Below are 25,752 nucleotides of genomic sequence, written 5' to 3'. Positions count from 1 at the left end.
TATTAAAATTTAATATTATGTTTGGAGATATTATGGGAATGATGGGTAAAATAAAAGAAACCCAAGCCAAAGTTGAAGCCACAAAAAAACGCTTAAATACTGTTTTAATTGATGAAAAAAGTTCGGACGGATTGTTAGAGATTACCCTTACGGCAAATCGCCAAATTAAAAACATTTCAATAGCTGATGATTTACTAAATGATAAAGAAATGTTAGAAGATTATTTAGTAAACACTTTAAACAAAGTCATTGAAAGAGCTACAAATATAAACGAAAACGAATTGGCCGCCGTTGCAAAAGAAGGCATGCCTAATATTCCAGGTATGGATTTATTCAAGTAAAAAAGAGATTAATAATCTCTTTTTTACTTATAATTTTCCCAAAACTTCCAATACATAATCATGCATCACTTGTCTGTAATCCATATGGGTAACCATACGTAGTTTTCCTTGACCCATAGAGCTGATTAATATCATTTTAGACTTCATCTTTTCAATAAAAAGTTTCTCATCTATAGTAGGCTGTAGTGTAAATATTACAATATTCGTTTCAACTGGTTCAACATCTTTTACAAAATCCTTTGTACGCAAAACAGCAGCTAATTCTTTTGCTCGTTCATGATCTTTTTCTAAGCGTGAAATATTATTTTTCAAAGCATATATACCAGCCGCCGCCAAATAGCCCGATTGACGCATATTACCACCAAACAATTTACGAATCCGCATGGCTTTTTTCATATCGGCTGCACTACCTACTAATACAGAACCCACAGGCGCACCCAATCCTTTCGATAAACAAACGGAAATCGTATCAAACAAATCGCCAAAATCTTTTGGTTTTTGATTTTTAGCAACTAATGCATTCCACAATCTGGCACCATCTAAATGATAACTCAAATTGTGTGCGATACAAACTTGTTTAATTTTTTGTAATTCTTCCAAATCATAACAAGCACCACCGCCTTTATTTGTTGTATTTTCAATACTTACCAATCGAGTCATAGGTGCATGATAAAATTCCGGATCATTAATAGCTTGTTTTACTTGTTCTGCTGTAATTTTACCACGATTTCCATCCAATAAATGACACGAAACACCACTATTAGCAGCTACACCACCACCTTCATACAAAAATATATGCGACCATTTATCACAAATTACTTCATCACCAGGTTTTGTATGCAATCGAATTGCCGTTTGATTGGCCATCGTACCACTTGGAAAAAACAAGGCTGCTTCTTTACCAAATAATTGAGCCACATATGCTTCCAATTCATTTACCGTTGGGTCTTGTTTAAACACATCATCACCAACTTGAGCAGTAAACATTGCGTCAAGCATTTCTGCAGTAGGTTTGGTAACTGTATCACTTATCAAATTTATTTCCATATCTAAAATAGATGTCTTACTTTTGAATTTTATTATTTGAAGCTATTTCCCGCTATTCGTTGCAATCTTTTTAAAATTTGAAAACAATATTTTTTCAAAGTAAATTTTAAAAAGGATTTCCACTGCTATCGGGGCTAGTTTCCAAGCAAACAAAACTACAACAATTATGGTAAATACCGAACAAGCAAAAGACATTATTGATCGCCTTGGTGCGTTAAGGAGGTATCTTTGACATCGATAAAAAATTAATCGAAATTACCAACGAAGAAGAAAAAACTTTAGCACCCGGCTTTTGGGACAAACCCAAAGATGCCGAAAAAGTAGTACGCGAAATACGTTCCAAAAAGAAATGGGTTGACGATTACAACAAAGGTCTAGAAATGTGCGATGAACTACAAATCATGCTCGACTTTCTTAAAGAAGGTGAAATTTCGGACGAAGAAGTCGACGAACATTATGCCAAAACGATAACTCATATCGAAGATATCGAATTCAGAAATATGCTTTCAGATGAAGCTGATAGTATGAGTGCGGTATTACAAATTACTGCCGGTGCTGGTGGAACCGAAAGTTGTGACTGGGCATCGATGCTAATGCGTATGTATTTAATGTGGGGCGAAAAACAAGGTTACAAAATTAAAGAATTGAACTTTCAAGAAGGCGATGTAGCGGGTGTAAAAACAGTTACTTTAGAATTTGAAGGCGATTTTGCTTTTGGTTACTTAAAAGGAGAAAACGGTGTTCATCGTTTGGTGCGTATTTCACCTTTTGATAGCAATGCTAAGCGGCATACTTCATTCGTTTCCGTTTATGTTTATCCATTAGTTGATGATACTATAGAAATTATCGTTAATCCTTCTGATATTGAAATCACTACTGCGCGTTCTAGTGGTGCCGGTGGACAAAATGTTAATAAAGTAGAAACCAAAGTACAATTAGTTCACAAGCCAACAGGCATTCAAATTCAATGTTCTGAAACCCGTTCACAACACGACAATAGAGAACGCGCCATGCAAATGCTTAAATCGCAATTGTATGAAATTGAAATGAAAAAACGACTCGAACAACGTGCTGATATTGAGGCCGGTAAAATGAAAATTGAATGGGGTTCGCAAATTCGAAATTACGTAATGCATCCCTATAAATTAGTAAAAGACGTACGTTCGGGTTACGAAAGTAGCGATGTTGATGCCGTAATGAATGGTGATATCGACGAATTTTTAAAAGCCTATTTAATGATGATGGGACAAAAAGATAGTGAGTAGTAATAAGTAATTGGTTTACAGTTTACAATATACATTTTCAAAATACACATAAATAAACAACACAACATATCATGGACTTAAATTTCAATATAAACGAAGATCATAATAAATTATTAGTTTCTGATTTACGTAGCCGATTTGCCCAAATTAGTTTAGGTGGCGGTAAAAGCCGTATCGAAAAACTACATAGCGAAGGCAAAATGACGGCTCGCGAACGAATTGATTATTTGTTGGATAAAAATTCTAAAAGTATTGAAATTGGTGCTTTTGCTGGAGATGGCATGTATGCCGAACATGGTGGTTGCCCTTCTGGTGGTGTGGTTGTTAAAATGGGCTATATTCAAGGAAAACAATGTATTGTTGTGGCCAATGATGCAACCGTAAAAGCGGGTGCTTGGTTTCCAATTACCGGTAAAAAAAATCTTCGTGCTCAAGAAATTGCTATCGAAAATAGATTACCTATTATTTATTTGGTAGATTCTGCAGGCGTTTATTTACCAATGCAAGATGAAATTTTTCCAGATAAAGAACATTTTGGTCGTATTTTTCGTAACAACGCTATAATGAGTAGTATGGGAATTACCCAAATTGCAGCCGTTATGGGCAGTTGCGTAGCGGGTGGTGCTTATTTACCTATTATGAGTGATGAAGCTTTAATTGTTGATAAAACGGGAAGTATATTTTTGGCAGGAAGCTATCTAGTAAAAGCCGCTATTGGAGAAAGCATTGATAATGAAACACTTGGCGGTGCTACAACGCATTGCGAAATTTCAGGTGTTACTGATTATAAAGCAAACGATGATAAAGACGCTTTAGACAGAATAAAATCGGTAGTTGGAAAAATTGGCGATTATGAAAAAGCGGGTTTCAATCGAATTAAAGCAGAAAAACCAACTGAAAATGAAGAAGATATTTACGGAATTTTACCCAAATCGCGTTCCGATCAATACGATATGATGGAAATCATCAAGCGTTTGGTTGATAATTCTGAATTTGATGAATACAAAGCGGGTTATGGACAAACCATTATTACTGGTTATGCTCGTATCGATGGCTGGGCTGTGGGAATTATAGCCAATCAACGTAAAATTGTAAAAACTACTGCAGCAAAAACCAAACCAAGCGAAATGCAGTTTGGTGGCGTAATTTATTCTGATTCTGCCGATAAAGCCACTCGTTTTATTGCTAATTGTAATCAAAAGAAAATTCCTTTAGTTTTTTTGCAAGATGTTACTGGTTTTATGGTAGGAAGCAAATCTGAACATGGTGGAATTATAAAAGATGGTGCCAAAATGGTTAATGCAGTATCGAATTCTGTAGTTCCAAAATTCACGGTTGTTATTGGAAATTCGTATGGTGCCGGAAATTATGCCATGTGTGGAAAAGCTTACGATCCACGATTAATCTTCGCTTGGCCAAGTGCAGAATTAGCGGTTATGGGTGGTGCACAAGCTGCCAAAGTTTTATTACAAATTGAAGCCGCTTCACTTAAAAAATCGGGAGAAGAATTAACTCCAGAAAAAGAAAACGAACTTTTCAATAAAATAAAAGCCAAATACGATGCTCAGGTTTCTCCTTATTACGCAGCAGCTCGTTTATGGACAGATGCTGTTATAGATCCATTAGAAACACGTACTTGGATTTCTATGGGAATTGAAGCTGCTAACCATGCACCTATCGAAAAACCATTTAATTTAGGAGTAATACAAGTTTAATACATTTTTTTTCATTTCGAACTTGTACAAATTCTTTGAATCTTCGATTTCGGATTTCTTTTTTTAGATGCTGAAATAAATTCAGCATGACAACTCTTTTTATGAATAACAAATTCCAACATTTCAAAACCGATATTTCAGGTATAAGTTTACCTGAAAAATTTACGTTTCCTTTTTACTACGAGCCGCATCTATTAAGTGAAATCGCTGCTAAAGAATTGCAAAATTATTTAGAAACGCAAACCGATTTTGAGCATAATTTTGGTTTACAAGAAAATCAAATTGGGTTGGTAATTGGAAAAATGTTTGGGGTTTTGGTTTGCCAAGATGAAAATGGAAAATTAGGCTATTTATGGGGTTTTTCTGGAAAATTGGCCGATAGCAATCATCATGAAAAATTTGTTCCACCAGTTTTTGATATGCTAACTCAAAATAGTTTTTTCAAACAAGAAGAAGCGATTTTAAATCAATACAACCGAAAAATTGAAGAATTAGAACAAAGTACAGAATTGGCTGAAGCCAAAGAAAATCTGAAACAAACAGAACATGAAGCCACAACGGATATTCAGCGCCAAAAACAACGCATTAAAGATTTAAAAATAGAACGTGATACTAAGCGTACTTCTTTTAAAAACCTTTCGTTACAAGAAATTGAACAATTAGAAATCGAACTTTCTGAAGAAAGTAAAAAAGAAAGTATTTTGTTGAAGAAAATGACGAAATATTGGAATTTGACAGTGGAAAGTCGAAAGTTGAAAGTTGAAAAGTTGCTTTCTGAAATTGAGAAATTAAAAAATGAACGTAAACAAAAATCAAGCGACTTGCAACAACGCTTATTTTCGGAATACACTTTTTTAAATCAAAATAAAGAAATGAAATCTATTGGCGAAATTTTCGATAATAATCCACCTGCTGGTGCTGGAGAATGTGCTGCTCCAAAATTATTGCAATATGCTTTTCAAAATAACTTAAAGCCTATTGCGTTAGCCGAATTTTGGTGGGGTCAATCGCCAAAGAGTGAAGTACGAAAAAACCAACAATTTTATCCTGCGTGTCAAAGTAAGTGCAAACCTATTTTAGCACATATGCTTGAAGGAATTGAAATGGAGGAAAATCCATTATTGGAAAATCCTGCTGAAGGAAAAACCATTGAAATTGTTTTCGAAGATAATTATTTAGCTGTGGTAAACAAGCCTGCAGAAATGCTCTCGGTTCCTGGAAAAAACATTCAAGATTCCGTTTTTGAAAGGGTAAAAAATCTATATCCTGAGGCTACTGGGCCACTAATTGTACATCGATTGGATATGTCCACATCGGGTTTATTAATTATTGCAAAATCTGAAGAAATTTATAAAAAAATTCAAGCACAATTTATAAAACGAACCGTAAAAAAGCGTTATGTAGCTGTTTTAGATGGCATTGTAAAAAAACCAGAAGGAATTATCAATTTACCTTTGCGAGTAGATTTGGATAATCGACCCCATCAATTGGTGTGTTATGAATACGGAAAACCTGCTGAAACACACTACAAAGTAATTGAAATAAAAAACAAAAAAACAAGAATTCACTTCTTCCCTATTACTGGTCGCACGCATCAGTTACGAGTGCACGCATCGCATCAATTAGGTTTAAATTGTCCCATTTTGAGTGATGATTTGTATGGAAAAAAAGCGGATAGATTGCATTTACATGCTGAAGAAATTACGTTTACACATCCTGTTTCAAAAGAAATTTTGACTATTTTTAAAGAAGCGGAGTTTTAACTAAACCGAAAACCAGCTGTTTACTTTCTCTTTTATTGGATTTTCTTGTATGTTTTTGTGTGTAAACTCATTGGTTTTGTTGTTATAAATATAATCTTTTTTCCATTCTTCATGGTTTTTTGCCATATCTATTATTGCATTACACACATATTCAATTTCTTCGGAAGAAGTTGTAGGGTGAATCGACATACGAATCCAACCAGGTTTATGTTCCATATCGCCATCGGTAATTTGGCACACAATAGAATCGGAAGTAGCTTCATCTACATGTAATAAATAATGCCCATACGTTCCAGCGCAGCTACAACCGCCACGCGTTTGTATTCCAAATTTATCATTTAAGAGTTTTACCCCTAAATTATAATGCAAATCATCTATATAAAATGAAATTACACCTAGTCGGTCTTGGTGTTGTGGTGCTAAAATAGTAATGTTATCTACAGTGCTTAATCGGTTAAAAATATAGGAAACCAATTCGCGTTCGCGTTCCAAAATATTAGCAACGCCCATTTGTTCTTTTAATTTAATTGCCAAAGCGGTTTTTATTACTTGTAAAAAGCCTGGTGTTCCACCGTCTTCTCTATCTTCAATATTGTCGATATACTTGTGTTTTCCCCAAGGATTTGTCCATAAAACGGTACCACCACCTGGGCAATCGGGCACATTATTTTTGTACAAATTTTTATTAAATATCATTATACCACTTGTACCTGGTCCACCTAAAAATTTATGTGGCGATAAAAAAATAGCATCTAAATACGCTTCGTTATCTTCGGGGTGCATATCTATTTTTACATAGGGTCCAGAACAAGCAAAATCTACGAAACAAACGCCACCATTTTGGTGCATAATTTTGGCTACTTCGTGATATGGTGTTTTTATTCCCGTTACATTTGAACAAGCTGTTATAGAAGCAATTTTAAAACTTCTATCGTTATATTTTTCTACTAATTTTTTAAAATTATTTAAACAAAATAAACCATCTTCGCTTGCTGGAACAACAACTACATCGGCAATGGTTTCTAGCCAAGAGGTTTGGTTCGAATGATGTTCCATATGCGAAATAAAAACTACTGGTTTAATTGCATTTGGAATAGTTGTAAAGTCTTTTAAATTTTCGCTTACTTTTAAACCTAAAATACGTTGCAATTTGTTTACAACACCTGTCATGCCAGAGCCTGTAGCTATTAAAACATCGTTTTCAGTTGCGTTTACGTGTTTTTTAATAATTTGTCGTGCTTCGTGATAAGCAAATGTCATTGCTGTTCCTGTTACCGAAGTTTCAGTATGTGTGTTGGCTACAAAAGCGCCAAAATCGTTCATTAATTTTTCTTCAATTGGTCGGTATAATCTCCCACTTGCTGTCCAATCAGTATAAATAATTTTTTTAATTCCGTAGGGAGAATAAAAGGTTTCATTAATTCCTATAATTTGATTTCGAAATTTTTCAAAATACTGTTCGAGTTGTGTAGGTTGCGTTGTTGTCATAATTTAATCTTCTAGTTGTTGGGCTTTCGAGTAAATACGCCATTTTTCGATACATTCTACCATATCGTTCGGAATTTCTGTTTCAAAACGCATAAATTCTTTAGTAGTAGGATGTTGAAAACCTAAAGTACGAGCATGCAGTGCTTGACGTGGTAAAACTTTAAAACAATTATCTACAAATTGTTTATATTTAGTAAAAGTAGTTCCTTTTAAAATGGCATTTCCGCCATAACGTTCGTCATTAAACAAAGTATGTCCTATAGATTTCATATGTACGCGAATTTGGTGTGTGCGTCCTGTTTCTAATTGGCACGAAATAACGGTAACATAACCTAATCGTTCTAAAACTTTATAATGTGTAACAGCTGGTTTCCCTTTTTCTCCATCGGGATAAACTGCCATTTGCATACGATTGGTTAAATGTCGATCTATATTTCCTTCGATAGTTCCTTCCTCTGCTTCTACATTTCCCCAAACAATAGCAACATATTCGCGTTCCGATGTTTTTTCGGCAAATTGTTTGCTTAAATAATCCATTGCTTGTTCGGTTTTAGCTACTACCAATAATCCTGAAGTGTCTTTATCGATACGATGCACCAATCCGGGTCGGTTGGAACTATTCATTGGTAAATTATCAAAATGATAGGCTAACGCATTAACCAGCGTTCCGCTATAATTTCCATGACCTGGATGCACCACCATTCCTGCAGGTTTATTAACTACAATAAGTTGGTCGTCTTCAAAAACAATATCAAGCGGAATATTTTCACCTTTGAGTAAATGTTCATACGGTGGGTGCTCGAGCATTACCTGAACAACATCGTTTGGCTTTACTTTATAATTTGATTTTACAGCAATTTTGTTGACTAAAATTCCGTTATTATCGGCTGCTTTTTGTATTTTACTACGTGTCGTGTTTTCAATTAAGTTCATTAAAAATTTATCTACACGAAGCTGTTGTTGCCCTTTTGGCACTAAAAATTTATGGTGTTCGTATAAATCGTCTTCAAGTTCTTCAAAATTATTCTCCTGCATTGTCTTCGGTTTCCTGAGATTGACTAATTGAGTCTGTTTTGGTAAAAGTATCGTCGGTGTAAAGCTCTTCGCCATCGCCAAGAAGAAAATCTAACACGGCATTTTTTTTAACTTTATCGCCTCTCTTCACTTTTTTCCCCTTAAAAAAAACACCTAATACTTCGTCTTTTGCTATATGCGGTTTATAGGTTACTTTACCTTCTTTTAAACCTAACGATATAATATTAGCGCTAACTTGGCGAAAAGTTTTTCCTTCTAAATCGGGAAGGGTAACATCGCTATATTCTCCAGCATTTATTTTTACATAAATTTTTCGTCCGTCTTTAACTGCATTTTTCGGTTTTGGATCTTGTTCTACAATTGAAAACGGTGGTAAATCGGGTCTAAAATCTACTGTATCTAAAACATACAACTCTAAACCAGCTTCCTTTAATTTCTCGTCGGCAGCTGTAAGTTGCATTTTAATTAAATCTGGCACTTCAATTTCTTTTCCGTGATGGGTTCTAAAATTTAAAAATTTTAATAACCCAAATACCAATACAGCTACTAGTACTATTGCTATTACCAATTGTATAAAAAATGTTTTGCTGGTTAAAAACTTTACTAAACTCATAAACAAAGTATTTTGGCAAAGATAACATTTCTAATTCTGAATAAATAATGTATTTTTGTTAATTATAAAACTTTCAAATTTTATGCTAAACGTTGCAGTTGTAATGGGTGGATATTCTGATGAATATGTAATTTCATTAAAAAGTGGTCAATTAATACTTCAAAACTTAGCTTTAAGCAATTATGCTATTTTTGAAATTCATATTGTAAAAGAAGGTTGGTTTTTATTACATAACGAAGAAAAAATTCCTATTAACAAAGCTGATTTTTCGGTAGAATTAAACGGAAAAAAAATAGAATTCGATGTTTTAGTAAATACTATTCATGGTACACCTGGAGAAGATGGCCACATGCAAGCCTACTGGGAATTACTCGAAATTCCTTACACGGGTTGTGGTTTTTACCAATCGAGCTTAACTTTTAACAAGCGTGATACATTATCCGTTTTATCAAAATTTAATATTCCACGAGCAAATTCTATATATTTAAGTAAAGGCGATACTATTAATAAAGAAGAAATTATTGCTACTTTAGGCATACCCTTATTTATAAAACCCAATCAATCTGGTAGTAGTTTAGGTATAACTATGGTTCAAGATTCAAACGATTTTGAAAAAGCACTTGACTTTGCCTTTGCAGAAGATAACGATATTTTAATTGAATCGTACTTAAAAGGAACAGAAGTTTCTGTAGGCGTTATTAATTTTAAAGGAAAAACAACAGTACTTGGCACTACAGAAATTGTGCCGCACAATGCTTTTTTTGATTACGAAGCTAAATATTTGGGCAAATCTGATGAAATTACACCAGCTCGCTTAGATAAAGAAACAGAAAAACGAGTTTATGAAACTGCAGCAAAAATATATGAATTGTTAGGCATGAGTGGTTTTTCGCGAACCGATTTTATTATAGTTGATGGAGTACCGCATTTTATTGAAATAAATACCAATCCAGGACTAAGCCCGCAAAGTATTTTTCCGCAACAAGCAGAATATGCGCAAATACAGTTTAGCAATTTGTTAGATAATGAAATTGAACTAGCCTTACAACGAAAACCTATTTGGAATAGGTTTAAAAAATAATATAAGTATGAAACGAGCAATATTTCCTGGTTCATTTGACCCCATTACTAATGGCCATTTCGATATTATTAAACGAGGCGTTTCGCTTTTTGATGAAGTTATTGTGGCTATTGGTGTAAATGCCGAAAAAAAATATATGTTCCCTTTAGAACAACGCAAAAAATTTATTGAAGATGCCTTTAAAAAAGAACCAAAAGTTAGGGTAATTACTTATACAGGTTTAACTATAGATTTGTGTAAAAAAGAAAAAGCAAATTTTATTTTGCGTGGTTTACGCAACCCAGCCGATTTTGAATTTGAAAAAGCTATTGCACATACAAACCGTGTTTTATCTAAAATTGAAACCGTATTTTTATTAACTGCTGCTAGCACTTCTTATATTTCATCAAGTATTGTACGCGATGTAATGCGCAACGGTGGCGATATTTCAAAACTGGTTCCAGAATCTGTATTACAAAAGTAAATCTATAACTTGTGCCTAACCTTCTAGTTAAAAAACTTACCTTTGCCGCTTTTAAGCCAAAAAGAAGTTTTTATGCAAAAAGTATTTAATTTATTCGATTTTTCTCAAAAAGTAAATTATAAAACTGAAATTTTAGCCGGACTTACCGTTGCAATGACCATGATTCCCGAATCGTTGTCGTTTGCAATTTTAGCTGGGTTTCCACCACTTGTAGGTCTTTACGGTGCTTTTATTATGGGCTTAATTACTGCTATTTTTGGCGGTCGCCCTGGATTAATTTCAGGTGGTGCAGGCGCTACTGTAATTGTATTAATCGCGTTAATGAAATCGCACGGATTAGAATATGTTTTTGGAGCTGTAATTATAGCTGGCCTACTTCAAATTATTGTAGGTGTTTTTAAACTTGGTAAATTTATTCGTTTAGTTCCGCAACCTGTTATGTATGGTTTTGTAAATGGTTTGGCTGTTGTTATTTTTATGTCGCAATTAGAACAGTTTAAAACTACTAGCAATGACGAAACAACTTGGTTAACAGGAAGTGCTATGTTTATAATGCTCGGGTTAGTAGCTTTAACTATTGCAATTGTGTATTTTTTTCCAAAAATTACAAAAGCTATTCCAGCATCTTTAGTTGCTATTGCCGTTGTTTTTGCTGTTGTTTTACTTTTTGGAATCGAAACCAAGCAGGTAAAAGACATAGCATCGGTTAGCGGTAGCCTTCCTCCTTTTCATATTCCTACTATTCCACTAAATTGGGAAACTTTAAAAATTATTTTTCCCTACGGATTAGTAATGGCGGCTGTAGGATTAACCGAAGGTTTATTGACACTAAATTTAGTTGATGAAATTACTGCTACTAAAGGAAATAGTAACCGCGAATGTTTAGCGCAAGGAACGGCTAATATTGCTAATGGTTTTTTCTTCGGAATGGGTGGTTGCCCTATGATTGCGCAAACCTTAGTAAACTTATCGGCAGGTTCTAGAGCACGACTATCAGGAATAATTGGTGCGTTAACCATTTTAGCCATTATTTTAGTTGGTGCACCTGTAATTGAATTATTACCAATGGCTGCTTTAACAGGTGTTATGATTATGGTAGCTATTGGAACTTTTGAGTGGACAAGCTTTAAAACCTTCAACAAAATGCCAAAATCGGATATTTTTGTAATGCTTGTGGTTACACTAATAACTATTTTTATGCACAATTTAGCATTAGCGGTATTAATTGGCGTAATTATTTCGGCTTTAGTTTTTGCTTGGGAAAATGCTAAACGCATTCGTGCCCGAAAATATGTAGATGAAAATGGTATAAAACATTACGAAATATTTGGTCCGTTATTTTTTGGTTCTACAACGGCTTTTGCCGAAAAATTTGATATTCAAAACGACCCGAAAGAAATTATAATTGATTTTGCCGAAAGTAGAATTGCCGATATGAGTGCTATTGAAGCTGTTAATAACATAACAACAAAATATGCCAATTTAGGAAAAACGGTACACTTACGCCATTTAAGTAACGATTGTATTACTTTATTAAAAAACGCCGAAGCTATTATTGATGTTAATATATTAGAAGATCCTTCTTATAGTGTAATGCCTGGCAAAAATTAATAAGCGAGTTTAGTATAACACACCAAACCCGCTTATTTAAGTAACCAAATTGTGTATTTATTGATCTAACCAAGCATTCATCATCCAAATTGTTTTTTCTTGTTCGGTTATAAAGCCACTCATCATTGCATTAGTTCCTTCGTCGTTTATTTCGCCAGAAGCTTCTAAAATTTTTCGTTCTATTTGCAGTAAACTAGCCAACGATTGAATTACAAGTTGCACTGCTTTTTCATCGTTCGATATATTTTTACCTACTTCTAATTGGTTTGCTTCAATATAATCAGAAAAAGTATGCAAAGGTACGCCTCCTAAAGTAAGTACGCGTTCTGCTATTTCATCAATTTTTAGTTGAGAATCGTTATACAATTCTTCAAACTTAATATGTAAATCGAAAAAGCGTTTTCCTCTAATATTCCAATGTAAACCTCTTAAGTTTTGATAATACACTTGAAAATTGGCTAATAAAACATTTAAGTCGGTTATTAATTGTTTTGTTTCTTCAATTGGTAATCCTAATGTGTTTGTTTTCATTGTCTTGTTTTTTGTTACTACAAATTTATTCAAAAATAATAGCGTAAAACTATAAATCAAATTGATAATTATTATATTTGCATAAAATTTTTCTATAAAATGACCATAACGCAATTACATTACGTTTTAGCTGTTGCCGAACACAAAAATTTTACGCTTGCAGCCGAAAAATGCTTTGTTACTCAGCCAACTTTAAGTATGCAAATTCAGAAACTTGAGGAAGAACTTGATATTTTAATTTTTGATAGAAGCAAAAAACCAATTTTATTAACAGAAATAGGTACTAAAATTGTAGCACAAGCTAAAAATATAGTAAATGAAGCCAATAGAATTAAAGATATTGTAGATCAACAAAAAGGCTATATTGGTGGCGAATTTCGTTTAGGTATTATTCCTACGGTTACCCCTACACTATTGCCTATGTTTTTAAATAATTTTATTCATAGTTATCCAAAAGTAAATTTAATAATAGAAGAATTAACTACTGAAGAAATACTAACTAAATTAACAAATGGTCATTTAGATTGTGCCATTGCTGCTACGCCATTAGAAAATGAAAATTTAAAAGAAATTGTTTTATACTACGAACCTTTTGTGGCGTACTTAAACGATAATCATAATGGCATCGACAAAAAAGAAATTGAAGTTAACGATTTAGAATTTGACCATTTATTGTTACTACAAGACGGGCATTGCTTTAAAAATGGTATTTTAAATTTATGCAAAAACAATAAATTTATTGCCGAAAATCATTTTCAGTTAGAAAGCGGAAGTTTCGAAACACTTATTCGTTTAGTAGATGAAGGACTTGGTGTTACATTACTACCTTATTTGCATACCTTAGATTTAAATGAAAAAAGTAAAGCCAAATTACGACAGTTTACCAATCCGAAACCAGCTAGAGAAATTAGCCTATTGTACTCTAAAAATGAGCTAAAAGTGCATATAATTGACGCGCTTCGCAATACAATAAATGGCGTAGTTAGAGGTGCTATTGCCTTTCACGATGTGGAAATAATTAGCCCTAAAATAAAAAATTAATTAATAAAAGCTAAACAATGCCTTAACTCGGGTTTTTCTTTAGTATATTGAAAAAGCCAGTCGCGTAGTTGCTCTATTTCGTAAGGTAATAATACTTTAACCGCTTTTTCTAATTCTTTACAAAACAATTTAGAATCGAAACTTACTCTTTCAAGTATCGATTTTGTGTAATTAAACATTTTTGTTGCCATATTTAATTAATGTTTGGTTAAAAACTATCTTCAAAGATATAAAGAAAACGTTTTCGTAAAACTATTATTGTGTAAAATTTTGTTAAAGTTTTATTGCCCGTAGCATTTCTCTTTTACCAGGTGCGCCTGGCAATTTTTCTACAGAAAAACCCGCCGCTAACATTGCTTTTTTTATAACAGAACGGCAAGCGTAAGTTACTAAAACACCATTCTTTTTTAATGCTTTGTACATTTTTACAAACATTTCTTCACTCCATAATTCGGGTTGAACACTGTAACCAAAAGCATCAAAATATATTACGTTAAAGGTATTTTCTTGATTAATTTCTTGAAAAAATTGTTGCTTTTTTGTTAAACTAAAATAGGGCGAAATTTGATTTTCTTGTTCCCAAGCAACTTCGTGAAATTGATTAAAAACAGTTGCCTCTTTTATTGCGTTTAATGCTTTTACATAGTTTAAACAGTTTGCTTCTTCTTTAGAAATAGGATAAGCCTCTACGCCTACATAGTGTATTTTTTGTTTATGTATTTTTGTTTCTAAATAGGTAATAAAAGCATTTAAACCTGTTCCAAAACCTATTTCTAAAATAACTAGTTCTGGTTTATTGCTAAACAAATGGAGGCCGTTTTTAATAAAAACGTGCTTTGCTTCTTCAACAGCACCGTGTTTAGAATGGTATGTTTCATTCCATTCTTCAATGTAAAAGGTTACAGAACCGTCATTAGTTGTAATTATTTTTTTATCCATTTTCATAAAAGTAAAAAAGTTTAAGATTACTCTTAAACTTTTTTAGTTATTGAATGTATAATTTTTTTATTCGCGGAATAGGACCACCGCATTTAACTTTATGGCAATTTATACAAGCATCAATAGCGTTGTTAAAATGCTCTTTTGCTTTTTCGGGCTCTTTATAAATTAATTCTTGCGCTTGTATAAATTTTTGCGCTTGTTCCTTAAAAAAAGCATCTTTATCGGTTTCGTCTGTTAATACTGCTTCGTGAATACGAATAAAATGTTGTGGAAAAACACCTATTGTATCGCCGCTAATAATTCGGTTTTTTAAGCGTTCGTTATCTACATACATTTGTTCCATTAACGCAGCCATTTCACTCATTTCATACATTTCAAAACCTTCGGCATTGTTTTTTTTTGCATCAGTTTCGCAGCTTTCTTCTTGCTTCTTTTGGCACGATAACAGTAAAACAGCTATGCCAAGTATTATTACTATTTTTTTCATTTTATTGTTTAGCAATTAATACCCCATCTGCTAAAAAACCATACGTTACTTCAGGCTCGGTAATACTATCGATAGCCGCTTGCGATTTTCCTTCGTCTTTTGCGTAATGTTTTAAATCATCTACGCTAATAACACTTACAAAAGCTTTTCCTTCTACAATAGATTGATTTTCCTGTGCGTTCATTGGTACAAAAAAGGCATAATCTTTAAATTTCACAAACGATTCTTGCTCGTTTCCTAAATCGAGTGTCATCCAGCAACCTTTTTTTTGGCACACATTATTAATGTTCGATTTAAATTTTACCGTAATAGTATCGCCTTCTTTTAAACTTTTATATTTATCTAGCATTTCAGCTTCGGTTAAAGCGTCAGCATCGGTTATTGTAGCGCCAAAAGTAGCATATTCTACTTTGTTTCCTGTAACTTCATTGTTGCTGTTTTCTGTTTTTGAGTCTTTACAAGCTATTGCAAAACTTGCTATTGTAAAGGCAAGCAGTATATTTTTTTTCATTTTTATTATTTTTAATATTAATTTGAAGCAAAAATAAGGCAAAAGTTTAAAAAAGCCAGCTTTTCTTGTTAATAATATTTTACATCAAAATGAGTAATTATTATTTCTGCTCGTTCCTTTTTATTAAATTTGCGAAAGCATCGATTTTTAAGATGTTTTAAATTTTTTAATTATTTTTTATGGAATTACCTTCAATTACAGCTATTGAAATAACATTAGCTTCTACTTCTAAAATAAATACTGTTGATTTTGAAAATGTAGTGTTTGGCAGTACTTTTACGGATCATATGTTAGTTTGTAGCTATAAAAATGAAAAATGGCAAACGCCAAAAATTATGCCTTATGCTCCGTTTACTTTAGATCCGTCGGCTAAGGTTTTTCATTATGGTCAGGCTATTTTTGAAGGTATGAAAGCCTATAAAGATTCTAATGAAGACGTTTGGTTGTTTCGTCCCGACCAAAATTTTGAACGTTTCAATAAAAGTGCCGTAAGAATGGCCATGCCCGAAATTACGGAAGAAATTTTTTTAGGCGGATTACGAAAACTACTCGAAATTGATAAAAACTGGGTTCAAAAAAATGCTGATAGTTCTTTGTATATTCGACCATTTATGATTGCAACAGGAACGGGTGTTAAAGCATCGCCATCAGACGAATATACTTTTGCCATTTTGCTTTCTCCTGCAAAATCGTACTATTCTGGCGAAGTAAAAGTGATTATTGCTAATCATTATAGTCGTGCTGCTAACGGTGGAATTGGTGCAGCAAAGGCAGCTGGAAATTATGGCGGCCAATTTTATCCTACAAAATTAGCGCAAGAAAACGGTTTTCAACAAGTAATTTGGACAGACGATGCGACACACACAAAGCTTGAAGAAGCTGGCACTATGAACCTTTTCTTTAAAATTAACGATACCTTATATACCGCGCCTACTAGCGATAGAATTTTAGATGGTGTTACTCGAAAAAGCATATTGGCATTAGCCAAAAGAGAAAACATAAAAGTAGAAGAAAAATCGCTTTTAGTAAGCGAGCTACTTGCTGCTGCAAAAAATGGTAGTTTAAAGGAAATTTTTGGTTCGGGTACTGCAGCGGTAATTAGTCCTGTGGCTGGCTTTTCGTATGAAAATGACTATTACGATTTACCCAAAGCAACCGATACTACTGCAGAATTTTTAAAAGATAAATTAAAAGCCATACAGTATAAAACAGCGGAAGACACCTTTGACTGGACGGTTAAGATTTAAAGTAACTTAACAAATGATATAACTAATAATTAATATATTACGATGAATGCAATTGATGAAAAAAAGTTAGAAATTCTAATTGAAGAATATAAAATTGTTAATAATAGAATAGAAAACTTTATGAATTCTCAAAAATACTATTTTTTTGGGGGGTTTCAATGATTTTACTTGCATTAAATTTATTTAAAGAGGTAAAATACATCTTAATATCCTTACCTTTTATTTCAATTGTATTTATCGGATTATTCCTATATCATTATAATAGAATAATAACTTCTCAAGTATATAAAGGCGACCTAGAAAAAAGAATAAATAAACTGAAATGATAAAGATGCTTTATACTTTTATAGATTAGGATTTTTAAAACAAGAAAAAACAAGCGCTTTTATTATTGCTAACTATTTTGTTGGTGGTATTTTTCTTTTTTTGATTGGAGTAAGCATTTGGTATTTTTTTCAAGAAAATGACAACGATAATGTTATTATTATTGCTTCAATTATTTTAATTATTGTTTCACTTTTATACGGATATGCCTCTTTAAGTATTTTTAGAAGTGTACCAAAGATAGAAAGTTATATTTCTGAAATTAAACGAAGAAAATAAAAATTTTACTTTAAAATTTTTTCAAAATTAGGTTTAAAATAATTTGGCCCTTTCATTACTTTACCATCTTCACGGTAAATAGGTTTTCCATCTTCTCCAAGTTTGCTCATATTTGAACGTTGTATTTCGTCAAATACTTCTTCTATTTTATGTTGTAAACCGTGCTCTAAAATAGTACCACATAAAATATATAACATATCGCCAAGTGCATCGGCAACCTCAACCAAATCGTTGTTATTAGCAGCTTCTAAATATTCTTCGTTTTCTTCTTTCATTAAATTAAACCGAAGTGTATTTTTAGCACTTCCTAAATCGGCTTTTGGTTGTTGCTCAATTCCTAATCCGTAAGTTTTATGAAAATTTGCTACGCTATTTAATTGTTTTTTCATTTTTTTAAAATTTGTACTAAAATACACGTAAAGCAGGTTTGATTTTTTACTTTTGTAAAAAATTTATCCGTATGTTTTCAACAGGTCAACTATATTTTGCATTATTTTTTGTAATTGTTTTTATTGCCATTATAATTTTTGTGTATAAAAAAGATTTGCATCAATTACAAAAACAATACAAAGGCACTTTTTGGATTTTACTTGCTATTGTAACTTTTATTGCCGTGTTAGTTTTACTAAAAAAAGTTATAAAACTTTAGTTATGTTGTATTTACAAGAAAAAGTGTATATTTGAAAAACTTGTTGTAAAAAATGAAAATTTTCAAATATTTACTATTACTATTTTTATTATTCGCAATAGCACTTACTGTATTTATTGCCACACAGCCTTCTAGTTTCGAAATATCGGCATCGCAAACCGTAAAAGGAAATAAAAAAGTAGTTTTTGGTTTTGTTAACGACTTAAACACTTGGCAAAAGTGGTTTACTCCGCTACAAAATACCACCACTCAAAATTATAGTGCTGATAGTAGTGCCATAGAATGGAATATTACTGAAAAACTGAATATAAAAAAAGAGCAACTTGTACATTACGATTCTATAAATTGTACAATAAACGAATACGATTTTAAAGGAAAAACTACCTTTATTTTTACTAAAAAAAACGATACCGAAACTATTGTTACTTGGCGCATTAACGGTGTTTCGGATAATAAATTGAAGTTTAAAGCTTTTTTAAAAGGTGGATTTCAAAGTTTGTTTGGCGGCAAAATGAAACAATCGCTTAAAAATTTAAATACGGTTTTACATTCTACATTTTTTAAATATGAAATTAGCAACGATGGTTTTGTTACTAAAACCAACGCTACTTATATTGCCATTACCGATACGATTTCGTTTGATGGTTTTGATAAAGCTAAAGAAAAGAATATAGCAACATTAACACAAATAGGAAAGCAACATCGGTTAACCTTTAACAATTCGCCTTTTGTAATTTTTAAAACGTGGAATATGGCAACTAAAACTACCATTTTTAAAACCTGCTTACCTATTACACCTGTAAATGATAGCTTAACTAAAATTGTTAATGCGCAACAATTAACCGGAGGTTTATCGTTAAAAACAACATTAAAAGGAAGCTATACTTACCGAGAAGAAGCTTGGAACACAGCCTTTAAAGCTATTGAAGCTAGCAATTACAAAGAAAATAAAAAGGGAGAATATATAGAAGTGTATAAAACTGCAGATGCTAAAATTCCTGCAAATACCACTACCGAAATTTATATTCCTGTATATTTTGAAACACCTAAAACTGTAAAAAACGCAACAACCACAAATAACGATAGTATTGCAGCAGAACCTCAAGTAAAAATCCGTAGAGATACTGTAAAACGAAACTTTTCTACTACCGAAATTGAAGCCAAGATTGCTAACGATAGCTTGTAATTAGCAGTAAGTATATAAAACAAATTATGAGAATACTTTTTTATATTTTGATAGGTTCTATTGCTTCGGCTCAAAATTTGGTTCCAAACCCAAGTTTTGAAGTCTATACCCAGTGCCCTAATAGTCAAACACAAATAAATTATGTTTCACAGTGGAACAGACCTCCCAATACAACAGGAACACCTGACTATTTTAATAGTTGCGCCGTGGGAACAGTCGATACGCCTTCAAATATTTATGGAACACAAGAACCATTCGATGGAAACGGTTATGTTGGTATTTGTACCTATTACCAAACTCCTACTACAAGTAATTTTAGGGAGTATATTCAAACCCAACTAATATCACCGCTAGTAAACGGTGAAACATATCAGGTTTCTTTTTATGTATCTTTATCTGAGAATCCAGGACTTGCCTCTAATAATATTGGTGCAATTTTTACAGTTAACCAACTTACAGGGAATGGTTCAAATCTACCAATAGTTGTGTTACCCCAAATACTTCATCAAGATATTGTTTTAGATACAACTGGCTGGACACAAATTTCGGGAACTTACACTGCAACAGGCAATGAGCAATACTTAACCATAGGTAATTTTTTCGATAATGCACAAACTCAAACTCAAATTACAGGTGGAACTTGGGGAAGTACTCAGGCGATTTATTATATTGATAATGTAAGTGTAACCCCATTTTTAAAACAAGAAGATTTTGTTCAAAATAAGATAAAAATATTCCCAAACCCTGTTACTGATTCATTTTCTATTAATGCAATTGAGAATGAAACAATAACAAATATCGAATTATATTCGGGGTACAATCTAGTAAAACGCTTCAGCATAAACGATACTATTTTTGATATAAAAGAGCTACCGACAGGTATTTACTATCTTTCCGTAACATTTGAATCAAATAACAAGATAATGTCAAAAATCATTAAATTATAATCTCTGTTGCTAACAGTACATTTATAAAATGACAAATTTTATTTAAAAGTAAACTTTGTGCATTAAAGAAAGTTAAGTATCAGAATAAAATATCGGTTTTCAAAAATGCAACTTCATAAATATGAAACTTTACTTCACTTTTCTTTCGAGCAAATCTATCACAACGGTTTCGGCGGCTTGTAATCCAAATGCGGCTGGAATCCAGCTATTTGTACCGTAAAACGATTTTTTAAAGTTTGAGCCATCGGTTCGTTTTACACTATCGTAATCTGGACGTTCATCAGAATATACAACTTTTACACCTTTAGAAATGCCTTCTTTTTTTAGTCGTTTTCTTATATTTTTAGCAAGTGGGCAATAATCGGTTTTACTAATATCTTTTACTTTTATTCTTGATGCTAAAAACTTACCACCAGCTCCCATATTACTAATAATTTTTACTTTTTTGCGTTTGGCGGCTAAAATTAAATTCAATTTTGGGGTAACACTATCAATACAATCCAATACATAATCGTACTCGTTAGTAACCAATTCGAAAGCACGTTCTGGCGAAAGAAACTCCTGAATACGGATTAACTGCAACGCTGGGTTTATATCGAGTAACCTATCGCCTACTATAGTTACTTTTGGTTGGTTTACTGTAGAATGCAAAGCAGGCAATTGGCGGTTAATATTGGTTATATCTACCGTATCGCCATCTACAATAGTCATTTTGCCTACGCCAGCTCGAGCTAAAAATTCGGCTGCAAAACTACCTACTCCACCTAGTCCTACAATCATAACATTAGCATTAGTTAATTTTTCTAATCCTTCGGGTTTAAATAACAATGCTGCGCGTTCTTGCCATTTTGCCATACTTAATTAATTTTTTATTTGAATATATTATGATAATTTTCGTTTACTTGTGCTTTTAAAGCCTCAATATTTACTTTTTTTATACTTGCTGCTTTTTTATAAACCGTTTCAATATTTTCTGTAATCGTATCGGTTTCTAAGAAAAAACAAGTATGGGGTACAAAGTTAAAAACTTCTTCTAAATTTGGATTTTGCAACAACTGTTTTCCAAAAGATAAATACAATCCATTGTCTAAAAGTGATTTTGCAACTTGTTTATTTTTTGAAAATCCGTGAATAATTATAGGGTTTTTAATATTCATTTCTTTTTTTATAGCTATAACTTCTTCATACGCCGCTACACAATGCACAATAATGGGTTTTAGGGTAGTTTGTACCATTTCTATTTGTTGCTGAAAAACAGTTGTTTGAATAGCTAATGGCGTTTCTATTCGCTTATCTAAACCACACTCGCCAAGTGCCAAACAGTTTTTTTCTTGTAATTTTTCTGAAATTAATTGGATATCATTTTGCAAGCGTTCTAAAGCAATATACCAAGGATGAATACCAATGGAATACTGTGGAATTGCTATAGAAAACTCATTCGGATACTGGTTAACTATTTCAAAAACTTCTTTTTGGTTCGAGAATCGATGTGTATGTAAATTGATATATTGCATTAATCGTGAAACTTTTTTACGCCAGCTTCTACAGCAATGCTTAAATCGTTTTCCATAGGAACAATGGGGCAAGAATAGTTGTAATTATAAGCACAATAAGGATTATATGCTTTATTAAAATTAACAATTACTTTAGTATCCTTTGGAATTTTAAAATCTAAATAGCGACCGCCTATGTAAGTTTCTTTTCCATTTGTAGTATCGGTAAACGGTAGAAACAAATAATCTTCGTAGCCTTTTTTTTGTGTTAATTCTAAATTTTGATAAACATTCAATTGAAATTCTTTATCATCTATACTAAAATAAAGCGTTCCGTATTTTTTATACTTTGGTGCTCGCTTTGTAGTGGTTTTCATTTTAAAAGTCTTTTCTTTTTTTAATTTTACAAAACGAGCTTCTACAATAAATTTTTCAGAAACAGGAAAAAAATCTAAACCTTTAAATTGCTGCAAATCTTCTTTAAGCAATGGACTTGACAAAGAATCGGAAAAGTTTTTATTTAATTCTTCTTGAAATTGTATCGCATCGGTGCTGTCGGTTTCTTGGGAAAAAATAAAATTAATGCAGATAATACACAGGATTAGATATTTCATAAAAAATAATTTTTACAAAAATATAAATTATCATTTACATAAATTTCTAAAAGGGTTTCTTAATTTTGTTGTTCATTTTGAAATTATGCCTACAAAAGCAATCGAAAAATATCTAAACAACTTTAAAGGCTTTTCGCGCGAAATTTGGATTTTAACCTTAATTACCTTTATTAACAGAGCTGGCACAATGGTGCTTCCGTTTTTATCGAAATACCTAAAAGAAGATTTGGGTTTTAGTTACGACCAAGTAGGCTGGATAATGGTAAGCTTTGGTTGTGGTTCTATGGTTGGTTCTTGGTTAGGCGGAAAATTATCCGATAAAATTGGGTTTTATAAAATTATGATTTTTAGCTTGTTTACAAGCGGATTGTTGTTTTTTGCCCTTCAACGCATTACATCATACGAAGGTTTACTAGTTGCCATTTTTATAATTATGGTTATTGCCGATATGTTTCGCCCAGCTATGTTTGTTTCGCTTGCTGCCTATGCAAAACCCGAAAATAGAACCCGTGCTTTAACTTTAGTTCGGTTAGCCATTAATCTTGGTTTTGCTGCTGGCCCTGCAATGGGCGGATTAATTATAATGAATATTGGCTACAAAGGTTTGTTTTGGATTGATGGTTTTACTTGTATTTTAGCCATACTTATTTTTTGGTGGCAGGTAAAAGAAAAAGAAAAATCGAAATATTTAGACACCAAAAACCCTGGCGAAGTACTTACCGCATCTGTATTTAAAGATATTCCGTTTTGGATATTTTTAATAACTTGTTTAATAACTGGAATTATATTTTTTCAACTGTTTACAACTTTGCCTTTATACCACAGGGAACAATTTAACATGACCGAATTTAAAACAGGTTTACTATTAACCTTTAATGGATTGTTAATTTTTGTTTTAGAAATGCCATTGGTTAGCTTTATTGAAAAACGAAAGTTTAATAAAATACTTGTTGTTACACTTGGCACGTTATTAATGGGAATTTGTATGTTTATGTTACTTGCAAACAAATGGGAATTTGTGCTTTGGCTTATGATGTTTCTAATGACATTTGGCGAAATGCTAGCGTTTCCGTTTTCTAATTCGTTTGCTATGAGTCGTGCTCCAAAAGGACACGAAGGCAGGTATATGGCTATTTTTACTATGAGCTATAGCTTAGCACACATACTCTCGGCAAAAACAGGAATGACACTAATTGAGAACTTCGGCTACCAAGCCAATTGGGCTTTTATGGGAACTCTTGGCTTAATAGGTGCGCTTTTAGGCTATTGGGTTTACAAGCTTGTAGAAAAGGAAAAAAGTAACTAAAATTACACCAATTCTTTTATAAACTCAATTCGAACTCTTCCTTCGTCATCAATTTTAGTTAATGTAACTTCTTGCAATGTGTTTGCTAATTCAGGATGCCAAGGTGCAATAACTTTTACATAGTTTTCAGTAAAACCATGAATGTAACCTTCTTTATTTTCGTTTTCAAATAAAACAGTTCTTGTTGTGCCAATTTGACTTTCATAAAAAGCACGACGTTTTTTAACCGATAAACCGCGCAACATTTTACTGCGTTTTGCACGTACATTTTTTGGAACAATGCCTTCCATTTCTATTGCTTCTGTATTATCTCTTTCTGAATACGTGAATACATGTAAATAAGAAATAGCTAAATCATTTAAAAAATGATAGGTTTCTAAAAAATGTTCATCAGTTTCGCCAGGAAAACCAACAATTACATCTACACCAATACAAGCATTGGGCATTACTTCACGAATTTTAGAAACTCGGTCAACATATAATTCACGCATATAACGACGTTTCATTTTTTTCAAAATATCGTTAGAACCTGACTGAAGTGGAATATGAAAATGCGGTACAAATGTTCTGCTTTTTGAAACAAAATCAATCGTTTCATTTTTAAGTAAATTGGGCTCTATTGAAGAAATACGTAAACGTTCGATACCTTCAACTTTATCTAAATTTTGAACCAATTCTAAAAAAGTATGTTCGTGTTTTTTGTTGCCAAATTCGCCTTTGCCATAATCGCCAATGTTGACGCCAGTCAATACAATTTCTTTAATTCCTTTGCAGAAATTTCAGCTGCATTTTTCAATACATTTTCCATGGTATCACTTCGAGAAATACCACGAGCAAGCGGAATGGTACAATACGTACACTTATAATCGCAACCGTCTTGTACTTTTAAAAAAGCACGCGTTCGATCGCCAAAAGAATAACTTCCTACATAAAAATCGGCTTCTTCAATTTCGCATGAGTGTACTTCACCCATATCATTTTTGGAAAGATCGTTAATATAATCGGTGATTTTAAACTTTTCGGTAGCACCTAAAACCAAGTCAACGCCATCTACAGCAGCCAATTCTTCTGGTTTTAATTGAGCATAACAGCCAATAGCGGCTACGAAAGCTTTATCATTTTTTTGTAAAGCTTTGCGAACAATTTGTTTAAATTGTTTGTCGGCATTATCGGTTACCGAGCAGGTGTTGATAACATAAATGTCGGCAACGTCTTCAAAATCAACGCGGTCAAAACCTTCGTCTTTAAAATTTCGGGCAATAGTGGATGTTTCAGAAAAGTTTAATTTACATCCTAGCGTATAAAACGCGACTTTTTTTTTGTTTTCCATAATACAGCTCAATTCATGAATTCGTTGTCAAAAAATTGAGGGTGCAAAGTTAGGCTTAATTTGAAAATTAAACAATTTGAAAATTTGAAAATTTTATATCATTGTAACTTTTTATAAAACCTCTCGTATAACTATTAAAAAGTTATGTGGGGTGGTGGTTTCATGCTTCAAGCTATTCAGAGTTTAAAATTTAATAAAGAGCAACGTGCCAGCTCAAAATTTTCACGACCCGATTGGAAAGATTATCATATAAATTATAATGAAGTTGGTTACGATCCCATAAAAGCTACACCCGAACTTTTAGAAGAAATTAGAACACAAAAACAATTAGAAAATAAAAAAAGAAAGAACCGCGATATTTTATTTGCCATTCTTTCTTTACTAATTGTAATAATCTTTTTTATTTATTTAAGTAATTCGATAAATGGTTTTTTATAATTTTC

General features: G+C 32.5%; 27 protein-coding genes and 1 pseudogene. 14 read left to right on the top strand and 14 right to left on the bottom strand.

The window, feature by feature from the left end; all coding sequences use genetic code 11:
- Positions 1-17: 17 nt before the first annotated feature.
- Positions 18-341, top strand: a complete 324-nt coding sequence (locus R2808_RS07080) for a YbaB/EbfC family nucleoid-associated protein (protein ID WP_371270268.1) — start codon at positions 18-20, stop codon at positions 339-341.
- A gap of 27 nt (positions 342-368) precedes the next feature.
- Here the strand turns inward: R2808_RS07080 and R2808_RS07075 are convergent, their stop codons facing one another.
- On the bottom strand, positions 369-1,388 hold the full coding sequence (locus R2808_RS07075) for a low specificity L-threonine aldolase (protein ID WP_371270267.1): 1,020 nt from the start codon (positions 1,386-1,388) through the stop codon (positions 369-371).
- 166 nt (positions 1,389-1,554) lie between these two features.
- On the opposite strand from R2808_RS07075, the gene prfB reads away from it, so the two are divergent.
- The 3 genes from prfB to R2808_RS07060 all read left to right on the top strand — a co-directional run bounded on the left by prfB (position 1,555) and on the right by R2808_RS07060 (position 6,131).
- Positions 1,555-2,653 (top strand): peptide chain release factor 2 gene (gene prfB, locus R2808_RS07070; RefSeq protein ID WP_371270266.1). Its coding sequence is split into 2 segments (ribosomal slippage): positions 1,555-1,617 and positions 1,619-2,653, totalling 1,098 coding nucleotides; the frame shifts between segments, so codons are not numbered across the junction.
- Positions 2,654-2,724: 71 nt separating this feature from the next.
- The gene (locus tag R2808_RS07065) at positions 2,725-4,368 is read left to right on the top strand and encodes an acyl-CoA carboxylase subunit beta (protein ID WP_371270265.1); all 1,644 of its coding nucleotides are present in this window, start codon (positions 2,725-2,727) and stop codon (positions 4,366-4,368) included.
- A 101-nt stretch (positions 4,369-4,469) separates the two neighbouring features.
- A complete protein-coding gene (locus tag R2808_RS07060; RefSeq protein ID WP_371270263.1) occupies positions 4,470-6,131 on the top strand; it encodes a pseudouridine synthase in 1,662 nt (553 codons plus the stop codon).
- Here R2808_RS07060 and R2808_RS07055 read toward each other — a convergent pair whose 3' ends face one another.
- Genes R2808_RS07055 through R2808_RS07045 form a run of 3 tightly spaced genes read right to left on the bottom strand, consistent with a single transcriptional unit; the run spans position 6,132 to position 9,267 of the window.
- On the bottom strand, positions 6,132-7,619 hold the full coding sequence (locus tag R2808_RS07055) for an aminotransferase class V-fold PLP-dependent enzyme (protein ID WP_371270262.1): 1,488 nt from the start codon (positions 7,617-7,619) through the stop codon (positions 6,132-6,134).
- Between the two features lie 3 nt (positions 7,620-7,622).
- On the bottom strand, positions 7,623-8,654 hold the full coding sequence (locus R2808_RS07050; RefSeq protein WP_371270261.1) for an RluA family pseudouridine synthase: 1,032 nt from the start codon (positions 8,652-8,654) through the stop codon (positions 7,623-7,625).
- On the bottom strand, positions 8,641-9,267 hold the full coding sequence (locus R2808_RS07045; protein WP_371270260.1) for a PASTA domain-containing protein: 627 nt from the start codon (positions 9,265-9,267) through the stop codon (positions 8,641-8,643). Before R2808_RS07045 ends, R2808_RS07050 begins: the two co-directional genes overlap by 14 nt.
- Before the next feature lie 82 nt (positions 9,268-9,349).
- Between R2808_RS07045 and R2808_RS07040 the strand changes: the two genes are divergently transcribed.
- The 3 genes from R2808_RS07040 to R2808_RS07030 all read left to right on the top strand — a co-directional run bounded on the left by R2808_RS07040 (position 9,350) and on the right by R2808_RS07030 (position 12,422).
- On the top strand, positions 9,350-10,348 hold the full coding sequence (locus tag R2808_RS07040; RefSeq protein ID WP_371270259.1) for a D-alanine--D-alanine ligase: 999 nt from the start codon (positions 9,350-9,352) through the stop codon (positions 10,346-10,348).
- Positions 10,349-10,355: 7 nt separating this feature from the next.
- Positions 10,356-10,811, top strand: a complete 456-nt coding sequence (coaD, locus tag R2808_RS07035; RefSeq protein ID WP_371270258.1) for a pantetheine-phosphate adenylyltransferase — start codon at positions 10,356-10,358, stop codon at positions 10,809-10,811.
- 72 nt (positions 10,812-10,883) lie between these two features.
- Positions 10,884-12,422 carry a SulP family inorganic anion transporter gene (locus tag R2808_RS07030; RefSeq protein ID WP_371270256.1) on the top strand — a complete coding sequence of 513 codons (1,539 nt, stop codon included), beginning with the start codon at positions 10,884-10,886 and terminating at the stop codon, positions 12,420-12,422.
- A gap of 57 nt (positions 12,423-12,479) precedes the next feature.
- On the opposite strand, the gene R2808_RS07025 is transcribed toward R2808_RS07030, so the two are convergent.
- Positions 12,480-12,953, bottom strand: a complete 474-nt coding sequence (locus R2808_RS07025; RefSeq protein ID WP_371270254.1) for a Dps family protein — start codon at positions 12,951-12,953, stop codon at positions 12,480-12,482.
- A 99-nt stretch (positions 12,954-13,052) separates the two neighbouring features.
- Here R2808_RS07025 and R2808_RS07020 point away from each other — a divergent pair, with 99 nt between their 5' ends.
- Entirely contained in the window at positions 13,053-13,994 is a 942-nt protein-coding gene (locus R2808_RS07020; RefSeq protein ID WP_371270253.1) for a LysR substrate-binding domain-containing protein, read from the top strand.
- Here the strand turns inward: R2808_RS07020 and R2808_RS07015 are convergent.
- The 4 genes from R2808_RS07015 to R2808_RS07000 all read right to left on the bottom strand — a co-directional run bounded on the left by R2808_RS07015 (position 13,991) and on the right by R2808_RS07000 (position 15,934).
- Positions 13,991-14,185: a hypothetical protein gene (locus tag R2808_RS07015; RefSeq protein WP_371270252.1), complete on the bottom strand. Its 195-nt coding sequence runs from the start codon at positions 14,183-14,185 to the stop codon at positions 13,991-13,993. The two genes, R2808_RS07020 and R2808_RS07015, sit on opposite strands and share 4 nt — an antisense overlap.
- A gap of 82 nt (positions 14,186-14,267) precedes the next feature.
- A complete protein-coding gene (gene mnmD, locus R2808_RS07010) occupies positions 14,268-14,933 on the bottom strand; it encodes a tRNA (5-methylaminomethyl-2-thiouridine)(34)-methyltransferase MnmD (protein WP_371270250.1) in 666 nt (221 codons plus the stop codon).
- Between the two features lie 46 nt (positions 14,934-14,979).
- Positions 14,980-15,423, bottom strand: coding sequence for a hypothetical protein (locus R2808_RS07005; RefSeq protein WP_371270249.1), 444 nt, complete (start codon positions 15,421-15,423; stop codon positions 14,980-14,982).
- A 1-nt stretch (position 15,424) separates the two neighbouring features.
- A complete protein-coding gene (locus R2808_RS07000; RefSeq protein ID WP_371270248.1) occupies positions 15,425-15,934 on the bottom strand; it encodes a DUF4920 domain-containing protein in 510 nt (169 codons plus the stop codon).
- Positions 15,935-16,113: 179 nt separating this feature from the next.
- On the opposite strand from R2808_RS07000, the gene R2808_RS06995 reads away from it, so the two are divergent.
- Positions 16,114-17,181: a branched-chain amino acid aminotransferase gene (locus tag R2808_RS06995; protein WP_371270247.1), complete on the top strand. Its 1,068-nt coding sequence runs from the start codon at positions 16,114-16,116 to the stop codon at positions 17,179-17,181.
- Positions 17,182-17,789: 608 nt separating this feature from the next.
- Here the strand turns inward: R2808_RS06995 and R2808_RS06990 are convergent.
- On the bottom strand, positions 17,790-18,173 hold the full coding sequence (locus R2808_RS06990) for a hypothetical protein (protein ID WP_371270246.1): 384 nt from the start codon (positions 18,171-18,173) through the stop codon (positions 17,790-17,792).
- 71 nt (positions 18,174-18,244) lie between these two features.
- Here R2808_RS06990 and R2808_RS06985 point away from each other — a divergent pair, with 71 nt between their 5' ends.
- The 3 genes from R2808_RS06985 to R2808_RS06975 are packed head-to-tail and all read left to right on the top strand — an operon-like array spanning position 18,245 to position 20,566.
- Positions 18,245-18,433 (top strand): hypothetical protein, encoded by a 189-nt coding sequence (locus R2808_RS06985; RefSeq protein WP_371270245.1) that lies wholly within the window; start codon positions 18,245-18,247, stop codon positions 18,431-18,433.
- Positions 18,434-18,485: 52 nt separating this feature from the next.
- The gene (locus R2808_RS06980; RefSeq protein ID WP_371270244.1) at positions 18,486-19,619 is read left to right on the top strand and encodes an SRPBCC family protein; all 1,134 of its coding nucleotides are present in this window, start codon (positions 18,486-18,488) and stop codon (positions 19,617-19,619) included.
- Between the two features lie 26 nt (positions 19,620-19,645).
- The gene (locus R2808_RS06975) at positions 19,646-20,566 is read left to right on the top strand and encodes a T9SS type A sorting domain-containing protein (protein WP_371270243.1); all 921 of its coding nucleotides are present in this window, start codon (positions 19,646-19,648) and stop codon (positions 20,564-20,566) included.
- A gap of 129 nt (positions 20,567-20,695) precedes the next feature.
- On the opposite strand, the gene R2808_RS06970 is transcribed toward R2808_RS06975, so the two are convergent.
- Genes R2808_RS06970 through R2808_RS06960 form a run of 3 tightly spaced genes read right to left on the bottom strand, consistent with a single transcriptional unit; the run spans position 20,696 to position 22,673 of the window.
- On the bottom strand, positions 20,696-21,421 hold the full coding sequence (locus R2808_RS06970) for a ThiF family adenylyltransferase (RefSeq protein ID WP_371270242.1): 726 nt from the start codon (positions 21,419-21,421) through the stop codon (positions 20,696-20,698).
- Between the two features lie 14 nt (positions 21,422-21,435).
- Positions 21,436-22,080, bottom strand: coding sequence for a TatD family hydrolase (locus R2808_RS06965; RefSeq protein WP_371270241.1), 645 nt, complete (start codon positions 22,078-22,080; stop codon positions 21,436-21,438).
- Positions 22,080-22,673 (bottom strand): DUF1684 domain-containing protein, encoded by a 594-nt coding sequence (locus tag R2808_RS06960; RefSeq protein ID WP_371270240.1) that lies wholly within the window; start codon positions 22,671-22,673, stop codon positions 22,080-22,082. Before R2808_RS06960 ends, R2808_RS06965 begins: the two co-directional genes overlap by 1 nt.
- Before the next feature lie 85 nt (positions 22,674-22,758).
- Between R2808_RS06960 and R2808_RS06955 the strand changes: the two genes are divergently transcribed.
- The gene (locus tag R2808_RS06955) at positions 22,759-23,979 is read left to right on the top strand and encodes an MDR family MFS transporter (RefSeq protein WP_371270239.1); all 1,221 of its coding nucleotides are present in this window, start codon (positions 22,759-22,761) and stop codon (positions 23,977-23,979) included.
- Between the two features lie 2 nt (positions 23,980-23,981).
- On the opposite strand, the pseudogene mtaB reads toward R2808_RS06955, so the two are convergent.
- Positions 23,982-25,309: pseudogene (gene mtaB / locus R2808_RS06950) on the bottom strand (tRNA (N(6)-L-threonylcarbamoyladenosine(37)-C(2))-methylthiotransferase MtaB).
- A 144-nt stretch (positions 25,310-25,453) separates the two neighbouring features.
- On the opposite strand from mtaB, the gene R2808_RS06945 reads away from it, so the two are divergent.
- On the top strand, positions 25,454-25,747 hold the full coding sequence (locus tag R2808_RS06945; protein WP_371270238.1) for a hypothetical protein: 294 nt from the start codon (positions 25,454-25,456) through the stop codon (positions 25,745-25,747).
- Positions 25,748-25,752 lie beyond the last annotated feature (5 nt).

The organism is Flavobacterium sp. (assembly GCF_041392005.1).
Lineage (GTDB): Bacteria > Bacteroidota > Bacteroidia > Flavobacteriales > Flavobacteriaceae > Flavobacterium.
The sequence above is the reverse complement of the archived record's forward strand: the minus strand, read 5'-3'. Positions and strand labels throughout refer to the sequence as shown.

Bases quoted from the DNA above. Each gene is read 5' to 3' on its own strand.
- R2808_RS06970 (WP_371270242.1), bottom strand. From the start codon at position 21,421: ATGGCAAAATGGCAAGAACGCGCAGCATTGTTATTTAAACCCGAAGGA.
- R2808_RS07060 (WP_371270263.1), top strand. From the start codon at position 4,470: ATGAATAACAAATTCCAACATTTCAAAACCGATATTTCAGGTATAAGT.
- R2808_RS06960 (WP_371270240.1), bottom strand. From the start codon at position 22,673: ATGAAATATCTAATCCTGTGTATTATCTGCATTAATTTTATTTTTTCC.
- R2808_RS06985 (WP_371270245.1), top strand. From the start codon at position 18,245: ATGTTTTCAACAGGTCAACTATATTTTGCATTATTTTTTGTAATTGTT.
- R2808_RS07025 (WP_371270254.1), bottom strand. From the start codon at position 12,953: ATGAAAACAAACACATTAGGATTACCAATTGAAGAAACAAAACAATTA.
- R2808_RS07080 (WP_371270268.1), top strand. From the start codon at position 18: ATGTTTGGAGATATTATGGGAATGATGGGTAAAATAAAAGAAACCCAA.
- R2808_RS06965 (WP_371270241.1), bottom strand. From the start codon at position 22,080: ATGCAATATATCAATTTACATACACATCGATTCTCGAACCAAAAAGAA.
- R2808_RS07065 (WP_371270265.1), top strand. From the start codon at position 2,725: ATGGACTTAAATTTCAATATAAACGAAGATCATAATAAATTATTAGTT.
- R2808_RS06975 (WP_371270243.1), top strand. From the start codon at position 19,646: ATGAGAATACTTTTTTATATTTTGATAGGTTCTATTGCTTCGGCTCAA.
- R2808_RS06955 (WP_371270239.1), top strand. From the start codon at position 22,759: ATGCCTACAAAAGCAATCGAAAAATATCTAAACAACTTTAAAGGCTTT.
- mnmD (WP_371270250.1), bottom strand. From the start codon at position 14,933: ATGGATAAAAAAATAATTACAACTAATGACGGTTCTGTAACCTTTTAC.
- coaD (WP_371270258.1), top strand. From the start codon at position 10,356: ATGAAACGAGCAATATTTCCTGGTTCATTTGACCCCATTACTAATGGC.
- R2808_RS06980 (WP_371270244.1), top strand. From the start codon at position 18,486: ATGAAAATTTTCAAATATTTACTATTACTATTTTTATTATTCGCAATA.
- R2808_RS07000 (WP_371270248.1), bottom strand. From the start codon at position 15,934: ATGAAAAAAAATATACTGCTTGCCTTTACAATAGCAAGTTTTGCAATA.
- R2808_RS07055 (WP_371270262.1), bottom strand. From the start codon at position 7,619: ATGACAACAACGCAACCTACACAACTCGAACAGTATTTTGAAAAATTT.
- R2808_RS07050 (WP_371270261.1), bottom strand. From the start codon at position 8,654: ATGCAGGAGAATAATTTTGAAGAACTTGAAGACGATTTATACGAACAC.
- R2808_RS07040 (WP_371270259.1), top strand. From the start codon at position 9,350: ATGCTAAACGTTGCAGTTGTAATGGGTGGATATTCTGATGAATATGTA.
- R2808_RS07045 (WP_371270260.1), bottom strand. From the start codon at position 9,267: ATGAGTTTAGTAAAGTTTTTAACCAGCAAAACATTTTTTATACAATTG.
- R2808_RS07005 (WP_371270249.1), bottom strand. From the start codon at position 15,423: ATGAAAAAAATAGTAATAATACTTGGCATAGCTGTTTTACTGTTATCG.
- R2808_RS07020 (WP_371270253.1), top strand. From the start codon at position 13,053: ATGACCATAACGCAATTACATTACGTTTTAGCTGTTGCCGAACACAAA.
- R2808_RS06990 (WP_371270246.1), bottom strand. From the start codon at position 18,173: ATGAAAAAACAATTAAATAGCGTAGCAAATTTTCATAAAACTTACGGA.
- R2808_RS06945 (WP_371270238.1), top strand. From the start codon at position 25,454: ATGTGGGGTGGTGGTTTCATGCTTCAAGCTATTCAGAGTTTAAAATTT.
- R2808_RS07075 (WP_371270267.1), bottom strand. From the start codon at position 1,388: ATGGAAATAAATTTGATAAGTGATACAGTTACCAAACCTACTGCAGAA.
- R2808_RS06995 (WP_371270247.1), top strand. From the start codon at position 16,114: ATGGAATTACCTTCAATTACAGCTATTGAAATAACATTAGCTTCTACT.
- R2808_RS07030 (WP_371270256.1), top strand. From the start codon at position 10,884: ATGCAAAAAGTATTTAATTTATTCGATTTTTCTCAAAAAGTAAATTAT.
- R2808_RS07015 (WP_371270252.1), bottom strand. From the start codon at position 14,185: ATGGCAACAAAAATGTTTAATTACACAAAATCGATACTTGAAAGAGTA.